Annotated in this window: 22 protein-coding genes; 9 read left to right on the top strand and 13 right to left on the bottom strand. The window is 72.4% G+C overall.

Annotated elements, in window-relative coordinates:
- Positions 1-38: 38 nt before the first annotated feature.
- Both Pen02_RS43085 and Pen02_RS29750 read right to left on the bottom strand, forming a co-directional pair.
- Positions 39-296: a flavin reductase gene (locus tag Pen02_RS43085; protein ID WP_239141507.1), complete on the bottom strand. Its 258-nt coding sequence runs from the start codon at positions 294-296 to the stop codon at positions 39-41.
- 159 nt (positions 297-455) lie between these two features.
- Positions 456-650, bottom strand: a complete 195-nt coding sequence (locus Pen02_RS29750) for a hypothetical protein (RefSeq protein WP_203869449.1) — start codon at positions 648-650, stop codon at positions 456-458.
- Positions 651-969: 319 nt separating this feature from the next.
- On the opposite strand from Pen02_RS29750, the gene Pen02_RS29745 reads away from it, so the two are divergent.
- Positions 970-1845, top strand: a complete 876-nt coding sequence (locus Pen02_RS29745; protein ID WP_203869448.1) for a helix-turn-helix domain-containing protein — start codon at positions 970-972, stop codon at positions 1843-1845.
- Positions 1838-2026, top strand: coding sequence for a DUF397 domain-containing protein (locus Pen02_RS29740; RefSeq protein ID WP_203869447.1), 189 nt, complete (start codon positions 1838-1840; stop codon positions 2024-2026). The genes Pen02_RS29745 and Pen02_RS29740 overlap by 8 nt, the downstream gene beginning before the upstream one ends.
- A gap of 12 nt (positions 2027-2038) precedes the next feature.
- Here the strand turns inward: Pen02_RS29740 and Pen02_RS29735 are convergent, their stop codons facing one another.
- From Pen02_RS29735 to Pen02_RS29725, 3 genes are all read right to left on the bottom strand, one after another.
- Positions 2039-3358 (bottom strand): RNA polymerase sigma factor, encoded by a 1320-nt coding sequence (locus Pen02_RS29735; RefSeq protein ID WP_203869446.1) that lies wholly within the window; start codon positions 3356-3358, stop codon positions 2039-2041.
- A 141-nt stretch (positions 3359-3499) separates the two neighbouring features.
- Positions 3500-3871, bottom strand: coding sequence for a YciI family protein (locus Pen02_RS29730; RefSeq protein ID WP_203869445.1), 372 nt, complete (start codon positions 3869-3871; stop codon positions 3500-3502).
- Positions 3872-3987: 116 nt separating this feature from the next.
- Positions 3988-4752, bottom strand: coding sequence for a DUF998 domain-containing protein (locus Pen02_RS29725; protein ID WP_203869444.1), 765 nt, complete (start codon positions 4750-4752; stop codon positions 3988-3990).
- A 231-nt stretch (positions 4753-4983) separates the two neighbouring features.
- On the opposite strand from Pen02_RS29725, the gene Pen02_RS29720 reads away from it, so the two are divergent.
- From Pen02_RS29720 to mqnP, 3 genes are all read left to right on the top strand, one after another.
- Positions 4984-5388 carry a hypothetical protein gene (locus Pen02_RS29720; RefSeq protein ID WP_203869443.1) on the top strand — a complete coding sequence of 135 codons (405 nt, stop codon included), beginning with the start codon at positions 4984-4986 and terminating at the stop codon, positions 5386-5388.
- A 127-nt stretch (positions 5389-5515) separates the two neighbouring features.
- Entirely contained in the window at positions 5516-6976 is a 1461-nt protein-coding gene (locus Pen02_RS29715; RefSeq protein WP_203869442.1) for a menaquinone biosynthesis decarboxylase, read from the top strand.
- A complete protein-coding gene (gene mqnP, locus Pen02_RS29710) occupies positions 6976-7878 on the top strand; it encodes a menaquinone biosynthesis prenyltransferase MqnP (protein WP_203869441.1) in 903 nt (300 codons plus the stop codon). The genes Pen02_RS29715 and mqnP overlap by 1 nt, the downstream gene beginning before the upstream one ends.
- Positions 7879-7990: 112 nt before the next feature.
- On the opposite strand, the gene Pen02_RS29705 is transcribed toward mqnP, so the two are convergent.
- Positions 7991-9286, bottom strand: coding sequence for a terpene synthase family protein (locus Pen02_RS29705; RefSeq protein WP_203869440.1), 1296 nt, complete (start codon positions 9284-9286; stop codon positions 7991-7993).
- Positions 9287-9505: 219 nt separating this feature from the next.
- Between Pen02_RS29705 and Pen02_RS29700 the strand changes: the two genes are divergently transcribed.
- The gene (locus tag Pen02_RS29700) at positions 9506-10135 is read left to right on the top strand and encodes a UbiX family flavin prenyltransferase (RefSeq protein ID WP_203869439.1); all 630 of its coding nucleotides are present in this window, start codon (positions 9506-9508) and stop codon (positions 10133-10135) included.
- A 213-nt stretch (positions 10136-10348) separates the two neighbouring features.
- Here the strand turns inward: Pen02_RS29700 and Pen02_RS29695 are convergent, their stop codons facing one another.
- Positions 10349-10630 carry a BldC family transcriptional regulator gene (locus Pen02_RS29695; RefSeq protein ID WP_203869438.1) on the bottom strand — a complete coding sequence of 94 codons (282 nt, stop codon included), beginning with the start codon at positions 10628-10630 and terminating at the stop codon, positions 10349-10351.
- Positions 10631-10877: 247 nt separating this feature from the next.
- On the opposite strand from Pen02_RS29695, the gene Pen02_RS29690 reads away from it, so the two are divergent.
- Positions 10878-11330 carry an Lrp/AsnC family transcriptional regulator gene (locus Pen02_RS29690; protein WP_203869437.1) on the top strand — a complete coding sequence of 151 codons (453 nt, stop codon included), beginning with the start codon at positions 10878-10880 and terminating at the stop codon, positions 11328-11330.
- Between the two features lie 39 nt (positions 11331-11369).
- Positions 11370-12461, top strand: a complete 1092-nt coding sequence (cds1, locus tag Pen02_RS29685) for an L-cysteine desulfhydrase Cds1 (RefSeq protein WP_203869436.1) — start codon at positions 11370-11372, stop codon at positions 12459-12461.
- 18 nt (positions 12462-12479) lie between these two features.
- Here the strand turns inward: cds1 and Pen02_RS29680 are convergent, their stop codons facing one another.
- From Pen02_RS29680 to Pen02_RS29665, 4 genes are all read right to left on the bottom strand, one after another.
- Positions 12480-13100 carry a putative glycolipid-binding domain-containing protein gene (locus Pen02_RS29680; protein ID WP_203869435.1) on the bottom strand — a complete coding sequence of 207 codons (621 nt, stop codon included), beginning with the start codon at positions 13098-13100 and terminating at the stop codon, positions 12480-12482.
- A gap of 331 nt (positions 13101-13431) precedes the next feature.
- Positions 13432-15300 carry a DEAD/DEAH box helicase gene (locus Pen02_RS29675; RefSeq protein ID WP_239141505.1) on the bottom strand — a complete coding sequence of 623 codons (1869 nt, stop codon included), beginning with the start codon at positions 15298-15300 and terminating at the stop codon, positions 13432-13434.
- A 376-nt stretch (positions 15301-15676) separates the two neighbouring features.
- Entirely contained in the window at positions 15677-17959 is a 2283-nt protein-coding gene (locus tag Pen02_RS29670) for a hypothetical protein (protein WP_203869434.1), read from the bottom strand.
- A 199-nt stretch (positions 17960-18158) separates the two neighbouring features.
- Positions 18159-19661: a C40 family peptidase gene (locus Pen02_RS29665; RefSeq protein ID WP_203869433.1), complete on the bottom strand. Its 1503-nt coding sequence runs from the start codon at positions 19659-19661 to the stop codon at positions 18159-18161.
- A 254-nt stretch (positions 19662-19915) separates the two neighbouring features.
- Here Pen02_RS29665 and Pen02_RS29660 point away from each other — a divergent pair, with 254 nt between their 5' ends.
- The gene (locus tag Pen02_RS29660) at positions 19916-21106 is read left to right on the top strand and encodes a radical SAM protein (protein WP_203869432.1); all 1191 of its coding nucleotides are present in this window, start codon (positions 19916-19918) and stop codon (positions 21104-21106) included.
- 21 nt (positions 21107-21127) lie between these two features.
- Here the strand turns inward: Pen02_RS29660 and Pen02_RS29655 are convergent, their stop codons facing one another.
- Together Pen02_RS29655 and Pen02_RS29650 are read right to left on the bottom strand one after the other, a co-directional pair.
- On the bottom strand, positions 21128-22255 hold the full coding sequence (locus tag Pen02_RS29655; protein ID WP_203869431.1) for an ATP-binding protein: 1128 nt from the start codon (positions 22253-22255) through the stop codon (positions 21128-21130).
- 116 nt (positions 22256-22371) lie between these two features.
- Positions 22372-23031: a response regulator transcription factor gene (locus tag Pen02_RS29650; RefSeq protein ID WP_203869430.1), complete on the bottom strand. Its 660-nt coding sequence runs from the start codon at positions 23029-23031 to the stop codon at positions 22372-22374.
- Between the last annotated feature and the right edge of the window lie 12 nt (positions 23032-23043).

The following is a 23043-nucleotide window of genomic DNA, read 5'->3' as shown; positions in this document are numbered from 1 at the left end:
ACCTGACCGCTTCGGCGTCTCCTGGGTCTCCTGGCAGCTCACCCTGCCGACCGAGGCGGCTGCCGCCCAGTAGCGTCGGCGCCCGCACCGGGCGACCCGGGCAGCCAGCCGAGGAACCGTACGGCCAGCGTGACGGCGTCGGTGCGCGGTTGGTCGGCCAGCGCGTTCAGCAGTTTGCCCGCGAGGTGCAGGCGCAGCCCCTGCCGGTCGCCCCGGTAGATCAGCAGCAGGGCAAGTCGGGCCGGCTGACACGGCCACCTGGCGCCGCACGCCCGGCAGCGGAACAGCGGACGCATCGGGGTGTGCGCGCGGAAGCGGGCGAAGAGCGGTCGCGTCCATGGTCCGGTTGGACTGTCGGCCGACGCTGACCGGGAGCCGGGCCGGCCCACGTCGTCGAGCGGCGTCACGGCAGCACACGGCCGGGCCGCCCGGTCTGCTCCGTCCGGTCCGCCTGGCTACTCCGGGCCGGCTTGGACGCGCCAGTGCGGTTGACGCCGGGCGAGCCGGCCGCCGAGATCCAGGACGGAAATCGACTGTTCGCGGCCCTCACCCTGCGCGGTGGTTGCGGTGATGGTGGCGGGTACGGCAGCGGCACCAGCTCCACCGAGTCCGGGCAGCGCCAGCGCCAGCCGCAGCGGCAGTACCGCCACAGCCGGCGCCAGTCCCGGCGGTGCGATGGACGGGGTACCTGCCGACGCAGTCTCATGCCTTTCCCCTTTGATCGGCCGGCGCCGGAGCTGAGCCGATCGTTCGCGTCAGCTCCGACACCGGATCTTGTGGGGCCTGGCGGCCGGCGAATGTGGAGTACCGCTAACCGCCTCGCCACCAGCAGCTTTGCCCGGTGCGAATTGTCGGCGCAACGAATTAGGGTGAGACCGCAGTGAATTGGTTGGCCATATAGCGCGAGCGATGGTGTCGATGTCTCATCTGGATGCTGTCGAGTGCGTCATTCTGAGACAGGAGCTGACAATGGTCGAATCCGGATCGTCCGTGCCACGTAGGCAGCTCGGTCGCCACCTGCGCCAGGCTCGCGAGGAGGCCGGGGTGACCTTGGAGGCGGCAGCCCAGGAGTTGGAGTGGTCAAGGGCGAAAATGTATCGCATCGAGGGCGGCCAGACCCTGATGCGCAAGCACGACGTACTCGCGATGTGCACTGTGTACGGGGCGACGACCGAGCTGACCGGGGCGCTGGTGGCGCTCTCGGTGGAGTCGAAGTCCAAGGGCTGGTGGCACGCGTACGGCGACGTCATCCCCGCCTGGTTCGAGCTGTACGTCGGCCTGGAGGCCGCCGCCTCCCGGCTGCGCCATTTCGAGTTGGCGCTGATTCCCGGTCTGCTCCAGACCTCCGACTACGCGGCGGCGATCTTCCGGACCAAGCCGGGAATCACAGAGGAGGAGGTGGCGCAGGCTGTCGCGCTGCGGATGGAGCGGCAGCGGCTGCTTGTCCGGAGCAGGCCGAAGGCGCCGACGTTAGAAGTCATCCTTGATCAGGCGGTGCTGTACCGGCAGGTTCCCGACCAGGAAGCAATGCGGGCGCAGCTCGCGTATCTGGTGAACAACGCCCGATCGACCGGAGTCCGGGTGCGGATCCTGCCGTCGGACGCGGGCGCGCTGGCATCCGTCGCAGGCAGCTTCGTGATCCTGGACTTCCCGCCGCTCGGCCGTCGACAGGTCGACCCGCCGACGGTCTACATCGAGGAGTTGACCGGCGCGCTCTACCTTGACAGGCCCGCCGAAGTGGCCACGTACGCTGATCGATGGGACATGCTGAGTGCGCGGGCACTCGGCGCGGACGAGTCGGACGACCTGATAGCAACGGTGATCAAGGAGAGTTACGATGAGTGACCTGATCGGCGCCCGGTGGCGTAAGAGCAGCCGCAGCAACAACCAGGGCAACTGCGTCGAGGTCGCCGACAACGTGCCCGGTGTCGTAGGGGTCCGGGACAGCAAGGACCCGTCCGGCCCCGCGCTGACCTTCACCCCGGACGCCTGGCGCACCTTCACCCACACCATCGCAGCCCGCTGACTCCGCAGGCCGTCAGCTCGGCTGTCGGCCGGCTGCGTCGGCTGAGTCGGTGGCTTCGGCTGAGTCGGCGGCTTTGGCGGCGCGGTTGAGGAAGAGGGTTCGCTCCCGGGCGTTGCGGGTCAGTTCGGCGGCGCGGGTGAACTCCCGCCGCGCCTCGTCGTGCCGGCCGAGCCGGGTCAGCAGGTCGCCCCGGACCGCCGGTAGCAGGGCATAACCCGCCAGGGTGGGCTCGGGCAGCAGCGCGTCGGCGATGGCCAGACCGTCGGCCGGGCCGGTGGCGTACCCGACCGCGACCGCCCGGTTCAGCTCGACGACCGGCGACGGCGAGACGTGCACCAGCACCCGGTAGAGCGCGGCGATGCGTACCCAGTCGGTGTCGGCGGCGGTCCGGGCCCTCGCATGGCAGACGGCGATCGCGGCCTGCAACGTGTACGGGCCGACGCCGAGCGACTCGGCCCGGTCCAGCGCCGCCAGGCCGCGCCGGATCAGCAGCCGGTCCCACAACCGGCGGTCCTGGTCGGGCAGCAGAATCGGTTCGCCGGCCGGGCCGGTCCGGGCCCAGGTCCGGGACGCCTGGATCTCCATCAGCGCCACCAGCCCGTGCACCTCGGCCTGCTCCGGCATCAGCCCGGCCAGGATCCGGCCGAGCCGGAGCGCCTCCGCGCAGAGCGTCGGCCGCATCCAGTCCTCGCCCGCCGTCGCCGAGTAGCCCTCGTTGAAGACGAGGTAGACCACTTCCAGTACGGAGGCGAGCCGGTCGGCCAGCTCGGCCCGGGGCGGCAGCTCGAACGGTACGCGTTTCGCGGCGAGCGTACGTTTCGCCCGGGTGATCCGCTGTCCGACCGTACTCTCCGGCACCAGGAACGCTCGGGCGATCTCGTCGGTACGCAGTCCACCGAGCAGTCTCAGTGTCAACGCCACCCGACCCTCGGTGGGCAGTACCGGATGGCAGGCGGTGAAGATCAGCCGAAGCAGGTCGTCGTCGATCCGGTCGGGGTCCAGCGCGGCGGCCAGCTCGTCCTCGGTCGGGTCCGGCCGCCCCTGCACCTCCCGCCCCAACTCCTGCAACTTCCGCTGGTACGCCGTCCGGCGCCGGAGCAGGTCGATTGCCCGGTGCTTGGCGGTCGACGTCAGCCACCCGCCCGGGTTGGCCGGTACGCCCGTCCGGGGCCACTGCTCCAACGCGACGACCAGCGCGTCCTGGGCGAGTTCCTCGGCGAGGCCGACGTCCTGGACGAGCCGGGCGAGCCCGGCGATGATCCGGGCGGACTCGATCCGCCAGACCGCCTCGACCGCCTGGCGGGTGGTCCCCTGCGGATCGCCGGCCACCATGACTCCCGATCCAACCAGACTCCCGATCCCACCACCTCGGGACGGACCCGTCCGGGCGACCGCCCCGTCCCCGGGTACGGCCGCCCCGGACAGCTCCGGCGACCCGCTCAGACCAGCGCTGCGCTCAGGCAGGCGGCGCGCTCAGGCTGGTGGTGCGAAGTCCTCCGGGCCGAACACCCGGAGCACGTCACTCTCGCCCTCCCAGCCCGGCCAGAGGTCACGGTGCAGTTTCATGAACCGCGAGGTCCACTCGACCGCCTCCTCCTTCGAGCGCACCTCGTACAGGGCGTAGCTGATCGTCTCCTTCGCCTCGGCGAACGGGCCGTCGGTGACGCTGAGGCTGCCCGCCGACACCTGCATCCGTACGCCGTCCGTACTCGGTGCCAGCCCGCCCTGGTCGAGCAGGGCGCCGGCCGCGGTCGCCTCCTCGCCGAGCTGCATGATCGCCTCCATCAGGCCGGGCGGCGGCGGGGTGGTAACCCGGGTGGCCCGCAACAGTGCCAGGTAACGCATCGTGCTCTTCTCCTCGTGGTGATCAATGCTCAGTGATCGGTGGTCAATGCTCGGTGATCGGTATTCGTTGCTTGGTGGTCGTCGACTGGTGATCGGGCGACCGGTGGCGGGGTTGGTCAGTTGTCGGTGGCGGGGGTGGCCCGGCGGTAGAGGTGCAGGGCCACGGCCGACGTCCAGGCCCAGGACAGCACGATCGCGGCGGTGAAGGTGAGATTGCTCCAGGCCGCGCCGGCACCGCCGGCCATCGCCAGGAAACCGCCGAGGAACAGGATCCCGGTCAGCCGGGAGGCGATCGCCCAGTTCCGCCGCCCCTCGGCCGCGAACCGGCGACCGAGGACCAGGCAGGCCGCGACCAGGCAGGCGAAGCCGATACCACCGGCCGCGAAGTGCAGGGTGCCGTGCCACGTTACCGCCGTGCCGGTCTCCGGGGTGCCGATCGGGAAGCCGAGGGCCGGGTCGGCCCGGAACACACCGGCGGCGACCAGGCTGAGCCCGTACGCGCCGATCAGTCGGGGCGCCCACCGTGCTCCGGTGCCTGTGCGGAGGGCACGGTGCAGCCCGACCGCGAGTGCGCCGGTCATCACGCCGGTCAGTACCAGATTGGTGATCTGGATCCAGCCGAGGGCGCCGTTGGCCAGCAGGCTCCAGGCGTGCCGGGTCAGGTCGAATCCGTCCCGGGTCAGCGCCTGGGCCAGCGACACCAGCAGGTAACTCGGCCCGGCTAGCACGCCGTACGCCAACAGGGTCTTGGTGACGCTGGTCGCCGGGTCGCACGCGGGTCGGGCCGGTCGGCCCGGTGCCGTCGTCCCCGGTGCCGTCGTCCCCGGTGCCGTCGTGCCCGTTGTCGTCGTCGGCTCGGAAAGGGTGTCGCTCTGGTCCATCGTCGTCCTCCGTCGGGTTGCGCCGCTCCGGTTCGTCGCCCGGACCGGCCGTCACCCATGCCTCGAACGGCCGACGGCGGATCCGACAGGTCGGCGGGATTTTCTTCGAAGAAATCTCCCCGGCCGGTCAGAACCCTGGCGGGGGCGAGTCTTGCTGTTGACAAGATGCGTTTACGTGAGGCAATCTTGACGCTGACAAGTTGAGCCTCTTTCCCCCTCGGGAGACCCGTGATGTCGTCCGCCACCCAGACCACCGCCGCCATCCTGCTGATCACCGTCTCGACCATCGCGTTCGGCGGGTTGTCCCTGCTCATGCAGCTGGTCCGGCGGATACCCGGCTATCTGGACAACCCCGTCCGGCGGGCGCTCTGGACCGCCGGGCACGCCCATGCCGGCGTACTCGTGCTGTTCGCGCTCGTCGCGCTCCTCTACCTGGACCGGGCCGACTACGGCGACGGGCTGCTGACGCTGGTTCGTGTCCTGCTGGTGGCGCCGCCGATCCTGATGCCGCTCGGCTTCTTCCTCTCCGTCGTACGCCCCTCGGACACCCGGCCCAACAAGCTGATCTGGCTGGTCGGAGTCGGTGGGCTCAGCCTGACCGCCGGCACCCTGCTGCTCGGCTTCGGCCTGCTCTGACCCTGCTCCGGCGTCGTCGGCCGGTCCCGCCGGGCGGTCCCCGTCGAGCAAGCCGTCGACGGGAGCCCGGTCACGGCGGGGGACCCGGCCGCGCCGCCCCGACCGGCGGTGCGACAGACTAGCGGCCATGGCGGCTCGTGGCTTCCCGTACACCGATCTCCGGGAGTTCCTCACCGCGCTGGAGGGCGCCGGCGAGTTGCGCCGGGTTCCGGTACCCGTCGATCCGACGCTGGAGATCAGCGAGGTGGTGACCCGGACCGTCCGGGCGAACGGGCCGGCACTGCTCTTCGAGCGGCCCACCCGGGGCGAGATGCCGGTGGCGATCAACCTGTTCGGCACCGAACGCCGGATGGCGATGGCGCTCGGCGTCGACCGGCTCGACGAGATCGGCGAGCGGATCGGTGCGCTGGTCAAGCCGGAGTTGCCGGTCGGCTGGTCCGGCATCCGCGAGGGACTGGGCAAGGTGATGCAGCTCAAGTCCGTACCCCCGAAGAAGGTCAAGACCGCGCCCTGCCAGCAGGTGGTCTACCGGGGCGCGGACGTCGACCTGAACCGGCTGCCCGGCCTCCAGGTCTGGCCCGGCGACGGCGGGATCTTCCACAACTACGGGCTGACCCACACCAAGCATCCGGAGACCGGCAAGCGCAACCTCGGGCTCTACCGGTTGCAGCAGCACTCCCACAACACCCTCGGCATGCACTGGCAGATCCACAAGGACTCCACGGCACACCACGCCGTCGCGGAACGCCTCGGCCAGCGGCTGCCGGTGGCGATCGCGATCGGCTGCGACCCGGTGGTCAGCTACGCCGCCTCCGCCCCGCTCCCCGGTGACATCGACGAATACCTGTTCGCCGGCTTCCTGTGCGGCGAGCGGGTCGAGATGGTCGACTGCCTGACCGTGCCGCTCCAGGTGCCGGCACACGCCCAGATCGTGCTGGAGGGCTACATCGAGCCCGGCGAGCGACTGCCCGAGGGGCCGTTCGGCGACCACACCGGCTTCTACACCCCGGTCGAGCCGTTCCCGGTACTGCACGTCGAGGCGATGACCACCCAGCGGGACCCGGTCTACCACTCGATCATCACCTCCAAGCCGCCACAGGAGGACCACGGCCTGGGCAAGGCCACCGAGCGGATCTTCCAGCCGCTGCTCAAGCTGCTGATCCCGGACATCGTCGACTACGACCTGCCGGCCGCCGGGGTGTTCCACAACTGCGCGATCATCTCGATCCGCAAGCGCTACCCGAAGCACGCCCAGAAGGTGATGAACGCGATCTGGGGCGCCCACCTGATGTCGCTGACCAAGCTGATCGTCGTGGTCGACGAGGACTGCGACGTACACGACTACGCCGAGGTCGCCTGGCGGGCCTTCGGCAACGTCGACTACGCCCGCGACCTGCTGCTCACCGAGGGGCCGGTGGACCACCTGGACCACTCGTCGTACCAGCAGTTCTGGGGTGGCAAGGCCGGGGTGGACGCCACCCGCAAGCTGCCGACCGAGGGCTACAACCGGGGCTGGCCGGAGGAGATGACCATGTCGCCGGAGGTCCGGTCGCTGGTCGACAAGCGCTGGAAGGAGTACGGGATCTGATGACCGCCGTGGCCGAGTCGCCGGGGCGGGTCAAGTCCTTCCTCCGGCTGGTGATGATCGAACACTCGGTCTTCGCGCTGCCGTTCGCCTACCTCTCCGCGCTGACCGCGATGCAGCGGCACGGCGGGCAGGTGCGCTGGCTCGACCTGCTGCTGATCACCATCGCCATGGTCGGGGCGCGGACCTTCGCCATGGCGGCGAACCGGATCATCGACCGGCAGATCGACGCGCGCAATCCGCGTACCGCCGGTCGGGAACTCGTCACCGGCGCGGTGAGCGTCCGGACGGCCTGGACCGGCGCGGTCGTCGCGTTGCTCGTCTTCCTCGCCGCCGCCGCGGCGCTCAACCCGCTCTGCCTGGTCCTGGCCCCGCTCGCCGCGATCCCGCTGGTGGTCTACCCCTACGGCAAGCGGTTCACCGACTGGCCGCACGCGATCCTGGCCGTCGCCCAGGCGGTCGGCCCGGTCGGCGCCTGGCTGGCGGTGACCGGCACCTTCGTCGACTCCGGGCCGGCCTGGCTGCTCGGCGCGGCGGTCGGGCTCTGGATCGGCGGCTTCGACCTGATCTACGCCTGTCAGGACTTCGAGGTCGACCGCCAGATCGGGGTACGCAGCGTCCCCGCCCGGTACGGCATCCGGTTCGCCCTGCACGCGTCGACCGTGGCCCACGTGGTGACCTTCGGCCTCTTCCTCTGGTACGGCGAACTGGTCGGGCTGGGCTGGCTCTGGTGGGTCGGGCTGGCACTGACCGCGCTCGCCTTCGGCTACCAACACGTGGTGGTCACCCCGACCGACCTGTCCCGGGTCAACCGGGCGTTCTTCACCGCCAACGGCTTCGTCGGGATCACCCTGTTCGTCTTCGCCCTGCTCGACCTGGTGGTCCGGCTCCACCTCACTGCCTGACCCGCTCGACCTGGTGGCCAGGTTTCACCTCACCGGCTGACCGGACACGTCGGCCCGGTGGCTGATCGGTGCCGGCCGGTGCTCCGGCCGCGCCTGACCGGTTCCGGTCGGGTCAGTCCGGCTGTCGGTGCGGCTCGCACGGGACCAGCGGGTTGGTCGGGCGGGCGGGGGGCAGCGCGTCCCGGTAGCGGCCACTCTCCATCGACCAGTCCATGGTGCCGCGTACCGAGTTGGCCAGCCCGTCGAGGTAGTGCCGCAGGGGGCCGTCCAGGGCCGGTCCGAACGACGGCACCGAGTCACACAACTCGACGAAGCGCCGCATACTGCGCTGCCACCGCCGGACGACCGCGCCGATCGCCGCCTCGACCGGGATCCGCTCCTCCCGGGCCACCGCCAGCACCAGGTTGTGCCCGCCGGAGGTGGCCGCGTCGCGCTCCAGGGAGAGCAGGTCGTTGAACCACGAGAGCAGGTCGTTGGCGGTGTCGGCGAGCTCGCGTACCAGCGGGTGGTGGTAGATCGCGTCCGGCACCGGCCGACCGGTGGCGAACTCGATCAGGGCGTAGGAGACGTACGCGGCGGATGTCGCCCGGCGCAGCGGAATGTACTCGGCGACGCCCGGCAGCCGTCCGTTCGCCTTGTTGCCGGCCTCGGTGACCACGCCCGCGAGGTGGTGGGCCACCGCGTCGACGAACCGGTTCCGCCAGGCCGCCGACATCCGCTGGTTCGGGATCCGCCAGGCGTCGGCAAGCATCCGCCGCAGCGGCCCGTCGAACGCGTCCGGCCTCGGCACCGACCGGTTCGTCCCCCGGCTCTGTGCCGGTGTGGTCAGCCGGGCCGCCGGTTGGTTGCTGGCCCGCTTCCCCGAGCCGGCCGCCGCTGCGTTCATCGCTCCCGGCTGCGGTGGCACCGGTGCGTTGGCCGCTCCGGGCTGGGATGGCATCGGGGTGTTGGCCGCTCCGGGCTGGGGTGGCGTCGGTGTGTTGGCCGCTCCGGGCTGGGAGGGCACCGGACGGCCCGTGCCGGGCGGCGGCGCGGACTGGCCGGACCGGGACGGCGGTCCGGCCGGCGGTGGGGCGGAGCGGAGCAGCCGCAGCACCCCGTCGCAGAGCGCGGTCACCTCCGCCGGCCGGGGACGCCGGGCCGCGTCGCAGGCGTCGTCGAGCAGGAAGAACCAGGTGAAGAGTGCGGCCAGGACCCGCAGGTCGGGCTCGCTGGCGTCCGGATAGAGCCGGCCGGCGTAGCGCGCGACGCCGCCCCGCGCGAGCCGGTCCCGGGCCGCCGGGTCGAGCGGGCCGACGATCCGGTCCGCCCAGTCGACCAGCCAGTCCTGCACCACGTCGGCGTGCGGGCAGAGGCGGGCCGGAATCGGACACCTCAGTTGGGCCGCCCACGAGCTGACCCCGTCCATGTCCGGCCCCCTTCGCTCCGCACCGCATCGATGGACGTGAGCAGCATTGCAGTTTCCAGCGTGTTTGGGACGGCCGTCGGGTACGTCCTATTTCGCGCTGGCTGATGATCCGCCCTCCCGCCCAGGCCACCGTCCCGGCGGCGGCCGGATCGGATTCGGCGGAGGCCGTACCCGGGGGTGGTCGGCGCGGGCTGACGCGCTTGCGGCAGGCTGGTGGGTATGCGAAGGCCGTGGGTGGTCGGCGTCTCCGGAGCATCGGGTACGCCGTATCCGGCCGCCGTGCTCGGCGGGCTGCTCGACGCCGGTGAGTCGGTGGACCTGGTCGTCTCCCGGGCGGCCCGGCTGACGATCCTGGACGAGACCGGCCGGCCGTTCCGGGACGCCCACTGGAAGGACGACCTCGGTGCCTGGCTGGACCGGGATCTGACCGGCGCCGACGTGGCCTACTGGCCAGCCGGCGATCTCGCGGCCGGACCGAGCAGTGGCTCGTACCCGACCCGCGGCATGGTGGTGGTGCCGGCGAGTACGGCGGCCTGCGCCGGGATCGCGATCGGCCTCTCCAAGGATCTGCTACAGCGAGCGGCCGAGGTCAACCTCAAGGAGCGCCGTCCGGTGGTGGTGGTGCCCAGGGAGACCCCGGTAACCCGGAGCCACCTGGAGCACCTGATCACCCTGCACGACGCCGGAGCGGTGGTGTTGCCGGCGAGCCCCGGCTTCTACGGCGCTGGTGCCGCCGCCTCGGCGCAGCAGCTCGTCGACTTCGTCGCCGGAAAGGTGCTCGACGCGCTCGGCGTGCCGCACTCCCTGTTCCGGCGCTGGTCCGGCGAGCTGGGGGCCGATCGGGACTGACCCCTGGCGCCGGACCCCGCCCGCTTCCCGGGATTGTTCCAGTCGGGCGCCGGCGCCAGCTTCCGTCGATGCCGAGTTCCGCACGTCGACGCCCCGCTCCCGGGCGACGACGCCCGCCTCCCGGTGTCGGCCTCGGCGTACCGTCGTCGGCGGTTCGCTCCGGTCGGTGCGGGTCGGCGGAAGACCGCCGGTGCCGCCCGGATCGGTGCACGGTCAGTGCAGTCCGACGTTCCCTGCGCCGGCCGGGCCGGGTCCGCTCGGTGCGGTCGGTCCCGCGTTGCGCGGCCGGTTCGCGATGCCCTCGTCGACCTCGTCGAGCATGCCCTCGCCCTCGAGCAGCGCGCGTACCTCCGACTCGCGGAAGCGGCGATGTCCGCCCGGTGTTCGAATGCTCCCGATACGCCCGGCCGCGGCCCAGCGTGTCACGGTCTTCGGATCGACGCGGAAGAGCGCTGCCACCTCGCCCGGCGTCAGCAGACGATCTCCAGTGTCCACAGCCCCCTCCTCGCGTCTACGAAGCCCCCGGACTGGTAGGACCGCCCCCAGAACACATGCTTGCCAGAGCCTTCGTTTAAGGGACGTAGGGCAATTACAACACCGCCGGAGTGTCGTGTCCGGCAAACGCGAAAACGTACTGTGTGTGAGGTTAGGCGGGATGATTTACGGCATTTAAGCGCTTTGTCAGCAACAATGCTGCCACCGCCGCCGACCTCTTCACCAGCCCGGACTAGGGTCTCAGAACGTGGACGCGATCGACCTGAGCCTCGTCGAGCTGCTGCGCGGCAACGCCCGCCTTTCGTACGCCGAACTGGCCCGACAGGTCGGCCTCTCCGCACCGGCGGTGCACGAACGGGTGGGCAAGCTGGAGGCCGGCGGCGTCATCCGGGGCTATCGGGCCGACGTCGAACCGGAGGCGATCGGGCTCGGTGTGACGGCGCTGATCGGCATCGTGCAGGACTCCGGCGGCGACACCGACGACGTACTTGAGGCGTTCCGGGAGATGCCGGAAATCGAGTCCTGCTACTTCATGGCCGGCGTGGAATCGTTCCTGCTCAAGGCGCGAGTTGGCACAATTGCCGAGTTGGAGCAACTGATCCTGCGGCTGAACCGGACCGCCGGAGTGGCCTCGACCCGGACCGGGGTCGCGCTGTCGACCAAATGGGAGAACCGCCCGCAGCCGCTTCGCCCCTCCTGACCGGGCCGCCTCCCCGGCCACCTTGCTACGTTCCTGGTCATGGAACAGCTCGACCGGTACGACGACGCCGAACGCGCCTGGGTGACCGAGGCGATCGCGGCGGTGGAGGCGGACGCGAACCGTTCCGCCGACACCCACCTGCTCTACTTCCCGCTACCCCGGGAGTGGGGCGTCGACCTCTACCTCAAGGACGAGTCGGTGCACCCGACCGGGTCGCTGAAGCACCGGCTGGCCCGGTCCCTGTTCCTCTACGGACTCTGCAACGGCTGGATCGGTCCACGGACCACCATTGTGGAGGCGTCGTCGGGCTCGACAGCGGTCTCCGAGGCGTACTTCGCCCGGATGCTCGGGGTGCAGTTCATCGCCGTGATGCCGGCCGCCACCTCGCCGGAGAAGATCGCCCTGATCGAGTTCCAGGGCGGAAAGTGCCACCTGGTCGACGATCCGGCCGCCGTCGTGGTCGAGGCCCGCTGGCTCGCCGAGGACCTGGGCGGCCACTTCATGGACCAGTTCACGTACGCCGAACGGGCCACCGACTGGCGGGGCAACAACAACATCGCCGAGTCGATCTACGCGCAGCTCGCCCTGGAGCGGCACCCCGTGCCGGACTGGATCGTCGTCGGCGCGGGTACCGGCGGCACCAGCGCCACCATCGGCCGGTACCTCCGCTATCGGCGGCTGGCCACCCGGCTCTGCGTGGTCGACCCGGAGAACTCGGCCTTCTATCCCGCCTGGACCTCGGGCGACTGGTCGACCACCACCGGCACCGGTTCCCGGGTCGAGGGGATCGGCCGCCAGCGCGTCGAGGCGTCCTTCCAGCCGAGCGTCGTCGACCGGATGGTACGAGTGCCCGACGCGGCGTCGCTGGCCGCCATGCGCGTCGCGTCGACGGTGCTCGGCCGACGGGTGGGCGGATCGACCGGTACCAACCTGTGGGGTGCGTTCGCCCTGATCGCCGAGATGCTGGCGGCCGGACGTACCGGGTCGGTGGTGACGCTGCTCTGCGACGGCGGCGAGCGCTACACCGACACGTACTACTCGGACGGGTGGGTGGCGGAGCGGGGCATCGAGCTGGGGGCGTGCCGGTCCACAGTGGAGCGTTTCCTGGTGACCGGCGAGTGGCCCGGCTGACGACCCGCCCAGCACCCGTCAGTGCCGCTGCGCCAGCCCCGGATAGTGCAGCACGTAACCGTCGGAGTCGAGGGTCAGGTCGGCGGTGAAGCCCTCGCTGGAGAAGCGGACGTTGCCGTCCTCCAGCACGGTGTAGGTCTGCTCGGCCGCCACCACCTGGAGGCTGGGCACCAGCACCCAGACCGCGACGATCGGGTGCGCACTGCCCGGTGTCGCGCCCTGGAGCCCGAGCCGGCGTACCGGAAGGGTGTTGAACAGCGGCGAGGCGCTCAGGTCGACGTCGAGCGCGTCGGCCAGCCGCTCCGGCTCCTCGGTGCCGGGCAGCCCGGCGGCCGGCTGCCCGGCGGCGGCCAGCGCCGCGTCCAGGTCGCCCTGCTCGGCCGTGCTGGCCCGCCAGCGGCCGGCGGCCCGCTCCAGCCGGAGGGTGCGCAGCCAGCCGGCGCCCTCGCAGCTCACCTCCAGCCCTTCCGCCGCCCAGTGCTCGTCGGTGCGCAGCTCGTAGCGACAGGTGAAGGCGATCGGGTCTACGGCCAGCGCGGTGCCACGGGCGGTGAGCCCGCGCCGGTCGACGGCGAGCGCGTGGTCGGCGCCCGGAACATCCGTCCGGTTCCAGAACAACGTCTTCGGCGTGGTCGACATGTCCATGGACGTTACCGCCGAGGTCCGACAGGAACGCCGAACCACGCGAATCGGGCCGGCCGTCCAGACGCCCACGCGTCCCGGCCAACCCACATGGCCGCCGACCCAGCACGGAAATCGGGTGCCGACGCATCACGGCAGCGGAGCGCAGATGCGGCCTGGAAGTCGCGCGGCCCGGGAGTCGAGCGCCGACGCAGCACGGAAACCGGGTGCCGAGGCGGCCCGGGAGCCGGTGCCGGCGCGGCCCGGGAAACGGACCGACGGCCCCCGGCCGGCAGTGGAGCCGGTCGGGGGCCGTCGGGTTTGGAACGCGGAGAGTGCGGGTCGGCCGTCAGCGGGTCGGCGTGGGGCGCCGGCCGTCGAACCGGTGGTCACGGCGGCCCCGCCGGTCGTCCGGCCGCTCACCGGCGGCACGGTCGTCGCGTGGACGGTCGTCCCGGGCGCGGTCCCAGCCCGGCCGATCGGCCTGCGGCCGGCCCTCGTGCCGGAAGCCGCCGTGCCGGCCACCGGAGCGCCACTCGCCACCCCGGTCGGTCCGCCCGCCCTGCGCCGTCGTGCCGCCGTCGCCGTACCGGCGGTCGCCGTAGCGGCGTTCGTCCTGCGGGCGGTCGCCGTAGCGGCGGTCGCCCTGGGACCGGTCGCCGTAGCGGCGCTCACCGTGCGGGCGGTCGTAACGGCGTTCGCCCTGCGGCCGGTCGCCGTAGCGGCGGTCGCCGCGGGGACGGTCCGGGCGCCCACCGGAGGCCCGACGCGGTTCGTCGACGACCGGTACGCCACTGGGCTCCCGGGCACCGGTCACCTCGGCCAGCGCGGCGTCGCCGGAGCGTACCCGGGTCTGCTCCGGCTCGACACCGGCCTTCTGCAACATGGCGAGCGTGGAGCGGCGCTGCTTGGGGAGTACCAGGGTGGCGACCGCGCCGGACTCGCCGGCCCGGGCGGTCCGACCGGCCCGGTGCAGGTAGTCCTTCGGGTCCTTCGGCGGGTCCACGTGCACCACCAGCGAGACGCCGTCGACGTGGATGCCCCGGGCCGCCACGTCGGTGGCGACCAGCACGTTCGTCCGGCCCTCCTTGAACTCGGCGAGCGTGCGGGTACGTACCCGCTGGGTCTTGCCGCCGTGCAGCGCGCCGGCCCGGACGCCGACCGCCGCCAACTGCTCGACCAGCCGGTCGACGCCCATCTGGGTCCGGGCGAACATCATCGTGCGACCCTGCCTGGCCGCGATCGAGGCGGCCACCGCGAACTTGTCGTGCGGCGGGATCAGCAGCATGTGGTGGTCCATCGTCGACACCGCAGCGGTCGGTGGCGCCGTCGAATGGGTGATCGGATCGGTCATGAACCGCTTGACGAGTGCGTCGACGTCGTTGTCCAGAGTGGCGGAGAAGAGCAGCCGCTGGGCATCCGCCGGGGTCTTGGCCAGCAGTTCGGTGACGTCCGGCAGGAAGCCCATGTCGGCCATCTGGTCGGCCTCGTCCAGGACGGTGACCTCGATGTCGTCGAGCTGGCAGACGCCCCGCTCGATCAGGTCGGCCAGCCGGCCCGGAGTGGCGACGACGATCTCGACGCCACGGCGCAGCGCGTCGATCTGACGGTCGTACGGCACGCCGCCGACGGCGGTCTTCAGGAACACCCCGACGGCCCGGCCGAGCGGCATCAGCGCGTCGTTGACCTGCATCGCGAGTTCCCGGGTCGGGACCAGGATCAGTGCCCTCGGGTGGTGTGCCCGGGCCCGTGGGCCGGCCGCCATCCGGGCCAGTACCGGCAGCCCGAACGCGAGCGTCTTCCCGGAGCCGGTCTGCCCCCGGCCGAGTACGTCCCGCCCGGCGAGCGCGTCCGGCACGGTGGCCCGCTGGATCTCGAACGGGGTGTCGATGCCCTCCCGGCTCAGTGCCCGGACGAGTTGGCGGGGCAGTCCGAGCGCACCGAAATCGGCCGGCTCGGGAGTGGTGTCGTCCCGACCGGCGGCAACCGGTTCCGGCGTCGCCGCAGCCTCGGGGAGGGTGCCGGAATCGGGGAGCGTGCCGGAATCGGGGAGCGTGCCGGAATCGGGGAGCGTGCCGGAATCGTCGGCAACCGCCGGGTCGGCGGAATCAGCCCGCACACCGGCAACAGCCGGCGCGGCGGAAACGTCCTGCGCATCAGTCACGGGCGTCGCGGTGGAAACGGAACCGGATTGTGCGTCGAACACGGACGGAAACATGCTGGGGTCAGCAAAGGTCGTCAAGGATACCTCTCAAGCGGGGCGCATCTTCGCGATGGCCCGCCGCGACGGAGGTCGCCGCTGATTCGCCCGCAAGATCGCCCAGAGGCGCGTGGCACGCGCCAGGTCAACAATCCATCCGAGTGTACGGCGGTCCGGCGGCGCTGCCACTTCGCCGCGCGCGCCAGTGGGCAGGCTCACCACCCGTCAACCGGCCGGCGGCCCCGTCACCTGCCCGCCGGAAAGCTCGTCGGCCCGCACCGGTGGCCTGGTCACCTGCCCGCCGGAAAGCTCGTCGACCGCTCGTCGGGGCGCCGTCACCTGCCCGCTGGAAGCCTGTCAGCGGAAGCCTGTCAGCCGCTCACCGGCGGCGCCGTCAACTGCTCAGCAGACCGTCGAAGAGGCTGGTGAACGCGTCCCCGACCAGGACCACCACCAGCAGTCCGACCGCCACCAGGATGCCGAGCCCGATCAGCAGTACCAGCACCACCTTGCCGGTGTTGGTCTTCTGCGCGGGGGTGTCCGTCCAGCCCTGGGCCAGGATGTGGCCGGTCAGCGAGCCGGAGTTCTCGAGCTGCTGGTTGGTGGGCATCGCGACGGTGAGGTGGCCCTCGGGGCCGCCGTACACGGTGCCCTCCGCGCGCTGGTCCCGGGCCCAGTCCCGGTAACCGGGGGAGTGCGGCGTAGCGGCGGCGCCCGGCTGCTGCTGGGGCGGGGTCGGCTGCTGGGGCGGGGTCGGCCTGGTGGCCGGTGGCCGGGTGCCGGTCGGTGCCCGGCCGGCCGGTTCGGCGGCAACGGACGGACCCGGGTCGGCGGTCGGCAGCGAGTAGCCCGGGGTACCGCCGCCGGGGTTGTTGGCCGAGGACATCGGGTTGGTCGGTGGCGGCCAGGCGGGCAGCGCGGGTGCCGGGACGACCAGCGGGGCCGCCGGCACGGAGTCCGCCGGCCGGGTGCCCGGCCCGCCCGAGGTCGGCGCCATCGGGTACGCCGTCGCGGCCGGGGCCGACGTAGGCGGGTACGGCACCGGGCCGGGCGGGACCGGTCCGGGACCCGGCGGGTACGGGGCGGGGCCCGGTGCGGGCGGGTAAGGCGCGGGGCCGGGTGGCACCGGAGTGGGCCCGGGGGGCGTCGGCGGGTACGGCGACGGCAGCGGATCAGGTCCCGGAGCCGGTACCGGGGGAACCGGTGTCGGGAACGGCGTGGGTGCCGGGCCGGGATTCGGCGGTTCGGGTACCGGTGGCGTCGGCGGCTGCGCCGGCTCGGGCGGGCTGGCCGGTTCCGGCGGACGTGCTGGCGGCGGTGGGCTGGCCGGCTCCGGATCGGTACTCCGGTAGACCTTCGCCACTCCCGGCATCGCTGCCACGGCGGCGGCCTCGTTCGGCAGCACCGGGGACAGTCCCGGCACCGAGGCACTGGCCCGGGTCGTACTCGCGCTGCTCCGTGGGGCGCTGCGCTGCGGCGGCACCGTGTACGACGGTGTGCCGGCAGCGGCCGGACCGGCGCTCCGGGACGCCGGGTCGGACGGCGTCGACGGTGCTGGCCGGGCGGCGTCCGGTGGAGCGGTGAACTGCACCGACGCGGGGCGTTCCCGCGGCTGGTGTACCGGTTCGGCCGGAGCCGAGCCGGACAGCCCGACACCGGCCGCTCCGGCGGCTGCCGTCCCGGGCGCCGCGCTGCCCGTCGAGGCCGGCGGTGTCTTGACGGCGTTGGCGAACGCCGACCACGGCGAGTCGAGGGCCGGGGTCTGCGGGCGCCGCCGCTGCAACGGTGGCGCCGGAGTCGCCGGGGTCAGCGGAGCTACCGGGGCTGGCGGAGTCGCCGGGGCCGGTGCGGGTGGCGGGGTGGCGGGCGCGGCCAGCTCGCCGGCCCGATAGGTGCGGCTGCCGGAGGAACTGGCCGGCATCGAGGCGATGTCGGCGGCGGTGGGTGTGGTGGTCGCCGCGATCACCGCCCGGCCCCGGACGGGGAGGTCGGCCGAGGACGCCGGCACGTCGGCCGCATCGCTCGCGGCCGTTCCGGACCCGGACTCCTCGACCGGAACGGCCGCTGTCGCCCGGCCGCTCGGCACCGACGACGCCGCCCGGTCCTCCGGAACGGCTGCGCCCTCATCGGCGGAACCCTGCCCGGCGCCGGAGTCTGCCTCGGCGTCGGAGTGTGTCTTCACGGCGGAGCCCTGCCCGGCGGTGGAGTGTGCGTCGGAGTCTGCCTTATCGGCGGAACCCTGCCCGGCGCCGGAATCTGCCTCGGCGGTGGACTGCGGCTCTTCGGCGGAGCCGTGCCCAGCGCCGGAGTCTGCGGCGGCGGTGGAGTGTGGCTCTTCGGCGGAGCCGTGCCCGGGGTCGGAGTTTGCCTCAACGTCGGAGTGTGGCTCAGCGCCGGAGTGTGGCTCTTCGGCGGAGTCCGCCGAGCTGTCGGAGGAGAGCGCGGCAGGCGGCTCGGCGTCCGGGTTCGTTCCGTCGGCCGGTGCCGTACCGGAGTCCGTTGCCCCGACCGGCTCGGGGTTGGCCGGATCGGCCGACGCGTCCGGCCAGAGCGCACCGGCCTCGGGTGGCGGAGGCGGCTGGTACGCCTCGGGAAGCTCGTCCTCGGCCGACCGTTCCGGCAGCGCGGTCCCCACCGGTGGTGGCGGAGGCAACGGGGACAGCTCGCTCTCGTCCACCCCGTCCCGCCCGGACCCGGTGGACGCAGCCCGACCGTCATCACCCGGGGGTACCGCCCCGGTAGCCGGTCTGACCTGCGATTCGTCCATTGTTGCCTCCCGCGCCCACACCCGGGCCGGTAGGCCGGGTCGGAAGTACGTCAACCCTCACCGTGCCACATCTCGGCACGCGCGCACAGCCGGCCGGTGGCCGGTACCGTCAGTCGACGTCGGCGCTACCGTCCGCTGCCGGAGTCGACCGGCTGGCGCTCGGCGCACCGCTCGGCTCCGGGGCCGAGGTGGTCGCCGGTGGCGTCTCCGGCCGGGTCGGCTCGGGCGGGTCCGGCGTCGGTGCCGGTGTGACCGGCGGCGTCGCCGGAGGCGTGGTCGGCGTGGTCGTGGGCGGGGTGGCCGGCGGCGTCGTCGGTGGCTTGGTCGGCGGCGTCGTGGGCGGCTTGGTGGGTGGCTTCGTGGTCGGCGGCGGTGTCGTCGGCGGCCGGGTGGTCGGCGGCGGCGTGGTGGCGTTCGGGGCCGGCACCGCCGGGAAGATCCGGGTCGCGGCGTAGAACCGCGACCACCAGACCGTGGAGACCTTCACCACGTCGCCGGTGGTCGGCGAGTGCACCATCTTGCCGTTGCCGATGTACATCCCGACGTGGTGGATGCTGGTCCAACTGCTGCCGGAGGCGAAGAAGACCAGGTCACCAGGGAGCAGCGCCTCGCGGGCCACGCTCTGGTTACGGGTGCCGTTGTACTGGTCGCGGGAGACCCGGGGGATCCGCTTGCCCACCGAGAGGTAGGAGGCGAGCATCAGGCCGGAGCAGTCGAACCGGTCCGGACCCTCGGCTCCCCACAGGTAGGGGTCGCCCCGCTGGGCGAGGGCGTAGCGCATCGCGGCCTGCGCCTTGGGGTTCGCCATCATCCCGGCGACGCTGTCGCTGCCGATCGTCTCGCCGATCCGCTGCTCGGCGGCTTCCCGCGCGCGTTCGATCGTCTTGAGCTGGTCGGCGTTGTCGCGCTTGAGCTTCACCAGCGCGGCGGAACGCTCCTTGTAGCGCGTCTCCGTCGTCGTGAAGGTGGCGACCTTCTGCTGGTAGGCGCTGGACGCGGTCTGGTAGCCCGCTTCCGCCTGCTGCTCGGCCTGCTGCGCCCGGGTCACCTCACCGGCGGCGAGCTCGCTGTCGCCGGTGCGCTCCTCGCCGCGCTGGATCCGGCTGAGCAGGTCCAGGCCGTGCAGGTCGGAGCCGAACGCACCGGGCGGAAGGCCGGCCGCGTCCTTGAGTGCGCCCGCCGCCGCGTTGTCCGCCGCCGTACGGGCGTTGGCCAGCTCCATCCGGGCCTTCTGGCGTACGCCGTCGGCGGCGGTCAGGTCGGTGGTGGCCTTGTCGCGTTCCTGCCGGAGTTGCAGCAGTTGGTCGCCGAGCTGGGCGACCTCGACCTCCAGGGCGAGGATCTGGCTCGCCAGCGGGCCGTTCACGCTCGGCGGCAACGGATAGGAGGTCGTCGGCGCCCCGGTGTTGGTGGGCACCACGGGCGCCCCGACCGGCGCCGGCCGGACCCCGGCGTCGGGGACCGTGTTCGGCAGTGGTGGGTCGGCGTAGACCGGGGTCGCCATCGCGCCCGCCACGATCGCGCCGACCACGGCCGACCACACCAGCGGGCGTAGTACCGGCGAAACCGCGTGGGCTGGCCGGTCCGGTCGTCCGCGCCTGCTGTTGGCCATGCCGCTCCTGTCCCGTGCACAGCAGCGCGCCCGGCGCGGCCGTGGTATCGCCATGCGTGGTGTATCGCGTCCCACTTTGTCTTACCTCAATGCGTCGGGGATGTCGATCCGACGGCGGGTAACGAGACGCTGAGAAGCGGGTTAAGAGTACCTGGGCCCGGTGAACTACGTCGCTGTCGCCGACCGCCGGCACCGGCATCCCGGGTACTCCACGTAGGCTCGTCGGGGGATCGTGCCTGGAGGGACGTGCTGCAATGGACGCCGGACGCAAGCGTGAGCTGGAAGAGAAGGTGTACGCGGGGGTTCGGCTCGACCGTGCCGACGGCGAGGCGCTCTACGCCGGCGACGACCTGGTCTGGCTCGGCCGGCTGGCACACCACCGGCGTACGCAGCGCAGTGCCGACCGGGTGCTGTTCGTCGTCGACCGGTCCCTGAGGTTGACCGACGTCTGCCTGACCGGCTGCGCGTACTGCTCCTTCCGTCCCGAACAGGACGGATCCGGCGGGACGGACGGATCCGGCGGGACGGGCGGGTCCCCGCTGCCGGTCGACGAGGCCGTTCGCCGGGCCACCGAACTGGTCGCCGACGGGGCCACCGCGCTGAATCTCGTCAACCCGCTGCACCCGGCCCTGCCCTGGCGGCACTACCCGGAGCTGCTGCGCGCGTTGAAGGCGGCGCTGCCGGAGGTCAGCCTGACGGCGTTCGCCGCGACCGACCTGCACTGGCTGGAGAAGACGACCGGGCGGCCCGCCGACGAGATCCTCGACGAACTCGTCGAGGCCGGGCTGACGTCGCTGACCGGCGGCGGCGCGGAGATTTTCGACCCGGAGGTACGCCGACGGGTGGTCGGGTACGACTGCGACTGGGCGGACTGGTCCCGGATCCACCGGCTGGCCCACGCGAAGGGGCTGGGTACCCCGGCCGCGATGCGGTTCGGCCACGGCGAGGAGCCCCGACACCGGGTCGACCACGTGTTGCGGCTGCGCGACCTCCAGGACGAGACCGGCGGCTTCACCACCTTCCTGCCACTGCGCCACGAGTACGAGCTGGTGGCCCGGTCGGGCGGTGGCAGCGGGTCGCCGCAGCCGGCCGCGACGGCGTCACCGGCCGAGTCGCTGAAGACCTTCGCGGTCTCCCGGCTGCTCTTCGACAACGTGCCGCACCTGCAAGCCTGCTGGGCGACGCAGGGGCCGTCGGTGGCCCAGCTCGCGCTCAACTTCGGGGTGGACGACCTGGCCGGTGCGCCGGCCGAGCACCGGATCGGCCACGGCACCGCCCCGGACGGCACGCCGGACGTCCGGTCCCGGGACGAGCTGCGCGACCTGGTCTGGGACGCCGACTTCCGCCCGGTCGAGCGGAACGCCCGCTACGACGTGCTGCGCGAGTACGACGCACCGCCGAGCCTGGCGGCGCGTCGGGCCGAGCCGCAGCAGGTCTGGGCCTGACCCGGCACCTGCCGCACCGGCTCAACGGAGGAACAGTTCCGCCCGTACGCCGCCACCGGGGCGGGGCGTCAGGGTGAACCGGCCGCCGTGCGCGCGGGTCACCGCGTCCACTATGGCCAGTCCGAGGCCGGCGCCGCCGCTGCCGTACACCCGGTCCTGCCGGCCTCGTCGGAACGGCTCGACCAGTTCGCGCAGCCGCTCGGTGCCGATCTGGTCGCCGGTGTTCTCGACCAGGATCGTCGGCCCGTCGGTGCGGACCCAGACGGTGCCGCCGGGATTGTTGTGCCGTACGGCGTTGCGGACCAGGTTGTCCACCAGCAGCTCCAGCAGGATCGGGTCGGCCGAGACGGTGCCGCCGCCCAGCTCGGCCCGTACCCGGATCGACCGCTCCGCCAGTTCGGCCGCGCGCCGGTCGAGCGCCTCCCGGGCGAGCCGGTCCAGCCGGACCGGGCAGAGCGTGCCGGTGCCGTGCTCGCTGCGGGCCAGCGCCAGCAGCCCGCTGACGATCCGGTCCTGCCGGTCCAGCACCCCGGTCAGTTGACCGGCCAGTACCGTCACGTCCCGGTCGGCGCCCGGCGTCGCGGCGGCGACCTCGACCAGGGTGCGGGCGGCGGTCATCGGCCCGCGCAGCTCGTGCGAGGCGTTCGCGGCGAACCGGCGCTGCGCCTCGAACGCCGTGTGCAGGCGGTCCAGCATCCCGTTGAAGGTCTCGGCGAGTTCCCGCAGCTCGTCGCGCGGCCCGGAGACCGGGATCCGCTGGTCGAGATTGCGTTGGGAGAGCCGTCGGGCGGTCCCGGAAACCAGGTGTACCGGCCGGAGCACCCGACCGGCCATCAGCCAGCCGAGCCCGGCGGAGGCGAGCGTCATCACCCCGATGGTGATGGCGGAGTTGCGTACCAGTCGTTCCCGCAGTTCCCGGCGGGCCGCCTCCTTGGCCTGGAGTACCCCGTTCGTCCGGTTCAGTTCCTCGATCGTCGTCGAGCTGAGTTTCGCCGGTGGCGGCGAGGGTGCCTTCCGCAGCTCGACGGCCTTCGGCGGCGGCTGGCTCTGCGTCGACGGGGCGAAGGTCAGGGTGATGATCAGCGTGGCCACCGCCGCCCCGGAGAGCGCGAACAGCGTCGCGTAGAGCAGCGTGAGCCGGGCCCGCACGGTGAGCCGAAGCGGAGGCCGAAGCCGGGACCGCAGCGGAGGCCGAAGCCGGGGCCGGAGCGGAAACCGGAGCGGAATCCGGAGCCGGAACCGGTGTACTCCGGTCGGGACGGCCATCACGGGATCCGGTAGCCGGCGCCGACCACGGTGTCGATCACCCCGGGTTGGCCGAGCTTCTTGCGCAGCGTGCCGATGGTGGTCCGCATGGTGTTGGTGAACGGATCGGCGTTCTCGTCCCAGGCCCGTTCCAGCAACTCCTCGGCGCTGACCACGGCACCCTCGGCGGAGAGCAGGACGTAGAGCACCGCGAACTCCTTCGGGGCCAGGCGTACGTAGCGGGAGTCCCGGACCACCACCCGCTGCGCCGGGTCGAGCCGGATGCCGGCCCGTTCGATCACCGGCGGCCGGGCCGGGGCGACCCGGCGGAGCAGCGCGTGCACCCGGGCGACCAGTTCGGCGAAGGCGAACGGCTTCGGCAGGTAGTCGTCGGCGCCCAGGTTCAGCCCTTCGATCCGGTCCTGCACCGTCGACGCGGCGGTCAGCATCAGGATCCGGGTGTGCTGCCCGCCGTCGCGTACCAGCCGTCGGCACACCTCGTCGCCGAGCACCTCGGGCAGGTCCCGGTCCAGCACCACCACGTCGTACCGGGTGCTGCCGGCCCGCTCCAACGCCTGCGCGCCGTCCAGGGCCACGTCGACACTCATCGCGTACTGCCGCAGCCCTCGGGCGATCGCGTCGGCCAGCACCTCGTCGTCTTCGGCAACCAGAACCCGCATCCGTCGAGTAAA

Source organism: Plantactinospora endophytica (assembly GCF_016862915.1).
In the GTDB taxonomy this organism is placed as follows: Bacteria; Actinomycetota; Actinomycetes; order Mycobacteriales; family Micromonosporaceae; genus Plantactinospora; species Plantactinospora endophytica.
This window is presented reverse-complemented; position numbering and strand designations above follow the sequence as displayed.

Excerpts from the sequence above, each read along its gene's own strand:
- Pen02_RS29735 (WP_203869446.1), bottom strand. The coding sequence starts at position 3,358 with ATGGTGGCCGGCGATCCGCAGGGGACCACCCGCCAGGCGGTCGAGGCG.
- Pen02_RS29720 (WP_203869443.1), top strand. The coding sequence starts at position 4,984 with ATGTCGTCCGCCACCCAGACCACCGCCGCCATCCTGCTGATCACCGTC.
- Pen02_RS29665 (WP_203869433.1), bottom strand. The coding sequence starts at position 19,661 with ATGGCCAACAGCAGGCGCGGACGACCGGACCGGCCAGCCCACGCGGTT.
- Pen02_RS29675 (WP_239141505.1), bottom strand. The coding sequence starts at position 15,300 with ATGTTTCCGTCCGTGTTCGACGCACAATCCGGTTCCGTTTCCACCGCG.
- Pen02_RS29700 (WP_203869439.1), top strand. The coding sequence starts at position 9,506 with ATGCGAAGGCCGTGGGTGGTCGGCGTCTCCGGAGCATCGGGTACGCCG.
- Pen02_RS29660 (WP_203869432.1), top strand. The coding sequence starts at position 19,916 with ATGGACGCCGGACGCAAGCGTGAGCTGGAAGAGAAGGTGTACGCGGGG.
- Pen02_RS29680 (WP_203869435.1), bottom strand. The coding sequence starts at position 13,100 with ATGTCGACCACGCCGAAGACGTTGTTCTGGAACCGGACGGATGTTCCG.
- Pen02_RS29740 (WP_203869447.1), top strand. The coding sequence starts at position 1,838 with ATGAGTGACCTGATCGGCGCCCGGTGGCGTAAGAGCAGCCGCAGCAAC.
- Pen02_RS43085 (WP_239141507.1), bottom strand. The coding sequence starts at position 296 with ATGCGTCCGCTGTTCCGCTGCCGGGCGTGCGGCGCCAGGTGGCCGTGT.
- mqnP (WP_203869441.1), top strand. The coding sequence starts at position 6,976 with ATGACCGCCGTGGCCGAGTCGCCGGGGCGGGTCAAGTCCTTCCTCCGG.
- Pen02_RS29715 (WP_203869442.1), top strand. The coding sequence starts at position 5,516 with ATGGCGGCTCGTGGCTTCCCGTACACCGATCTCCGGGAGTTCCTCACC.
- Pen02_RS29745 (WP_203869448.1), top strand. The coding sequence starts at position 970 with ATGGTCGAATCCGGATCGTCCGTGCCACGTAGGCAGCTCGGTCGCCAC.
- cds1 (WP_203869436.1), top strand. The coding sequence starts at position 11,370 with ATGGAACAGCTCGACCGGTACGACGACGCCGAACGCGCCTGGGTGACC.
- Pen02_RS29725 (WP_203869444.1), bottom strand. The coding sequence starts at position 4,752 with ATGGACCAGAGCGACACCCTTTCCGAGCCGACGACGACAACGGGCACG.
- Pen02_RS29650 (WP_203869430.1), bottom strand. The coding sequence starts at position 23,031 with ATGCGGGTTCTGGTTGCCGAAGACGACGAGGTGCTGGCCGACGCGATC.
- Pen02_RS29705 (WP_203869440.1), bottom strand. The coding sequence starts at position 9,286 with ATGGACGGGGTCAGCTCGTGGGCGGCCCAACTGAGGTGTCCGATTCCG.
- Pen02_RS29730 (WP_203869445.1), bottom strand. The coding sequence starts at position 3,871 with ATGCGTTACCTGGCACTGTTGCGGGCCACCCGGGTTACCACCCCGCCG.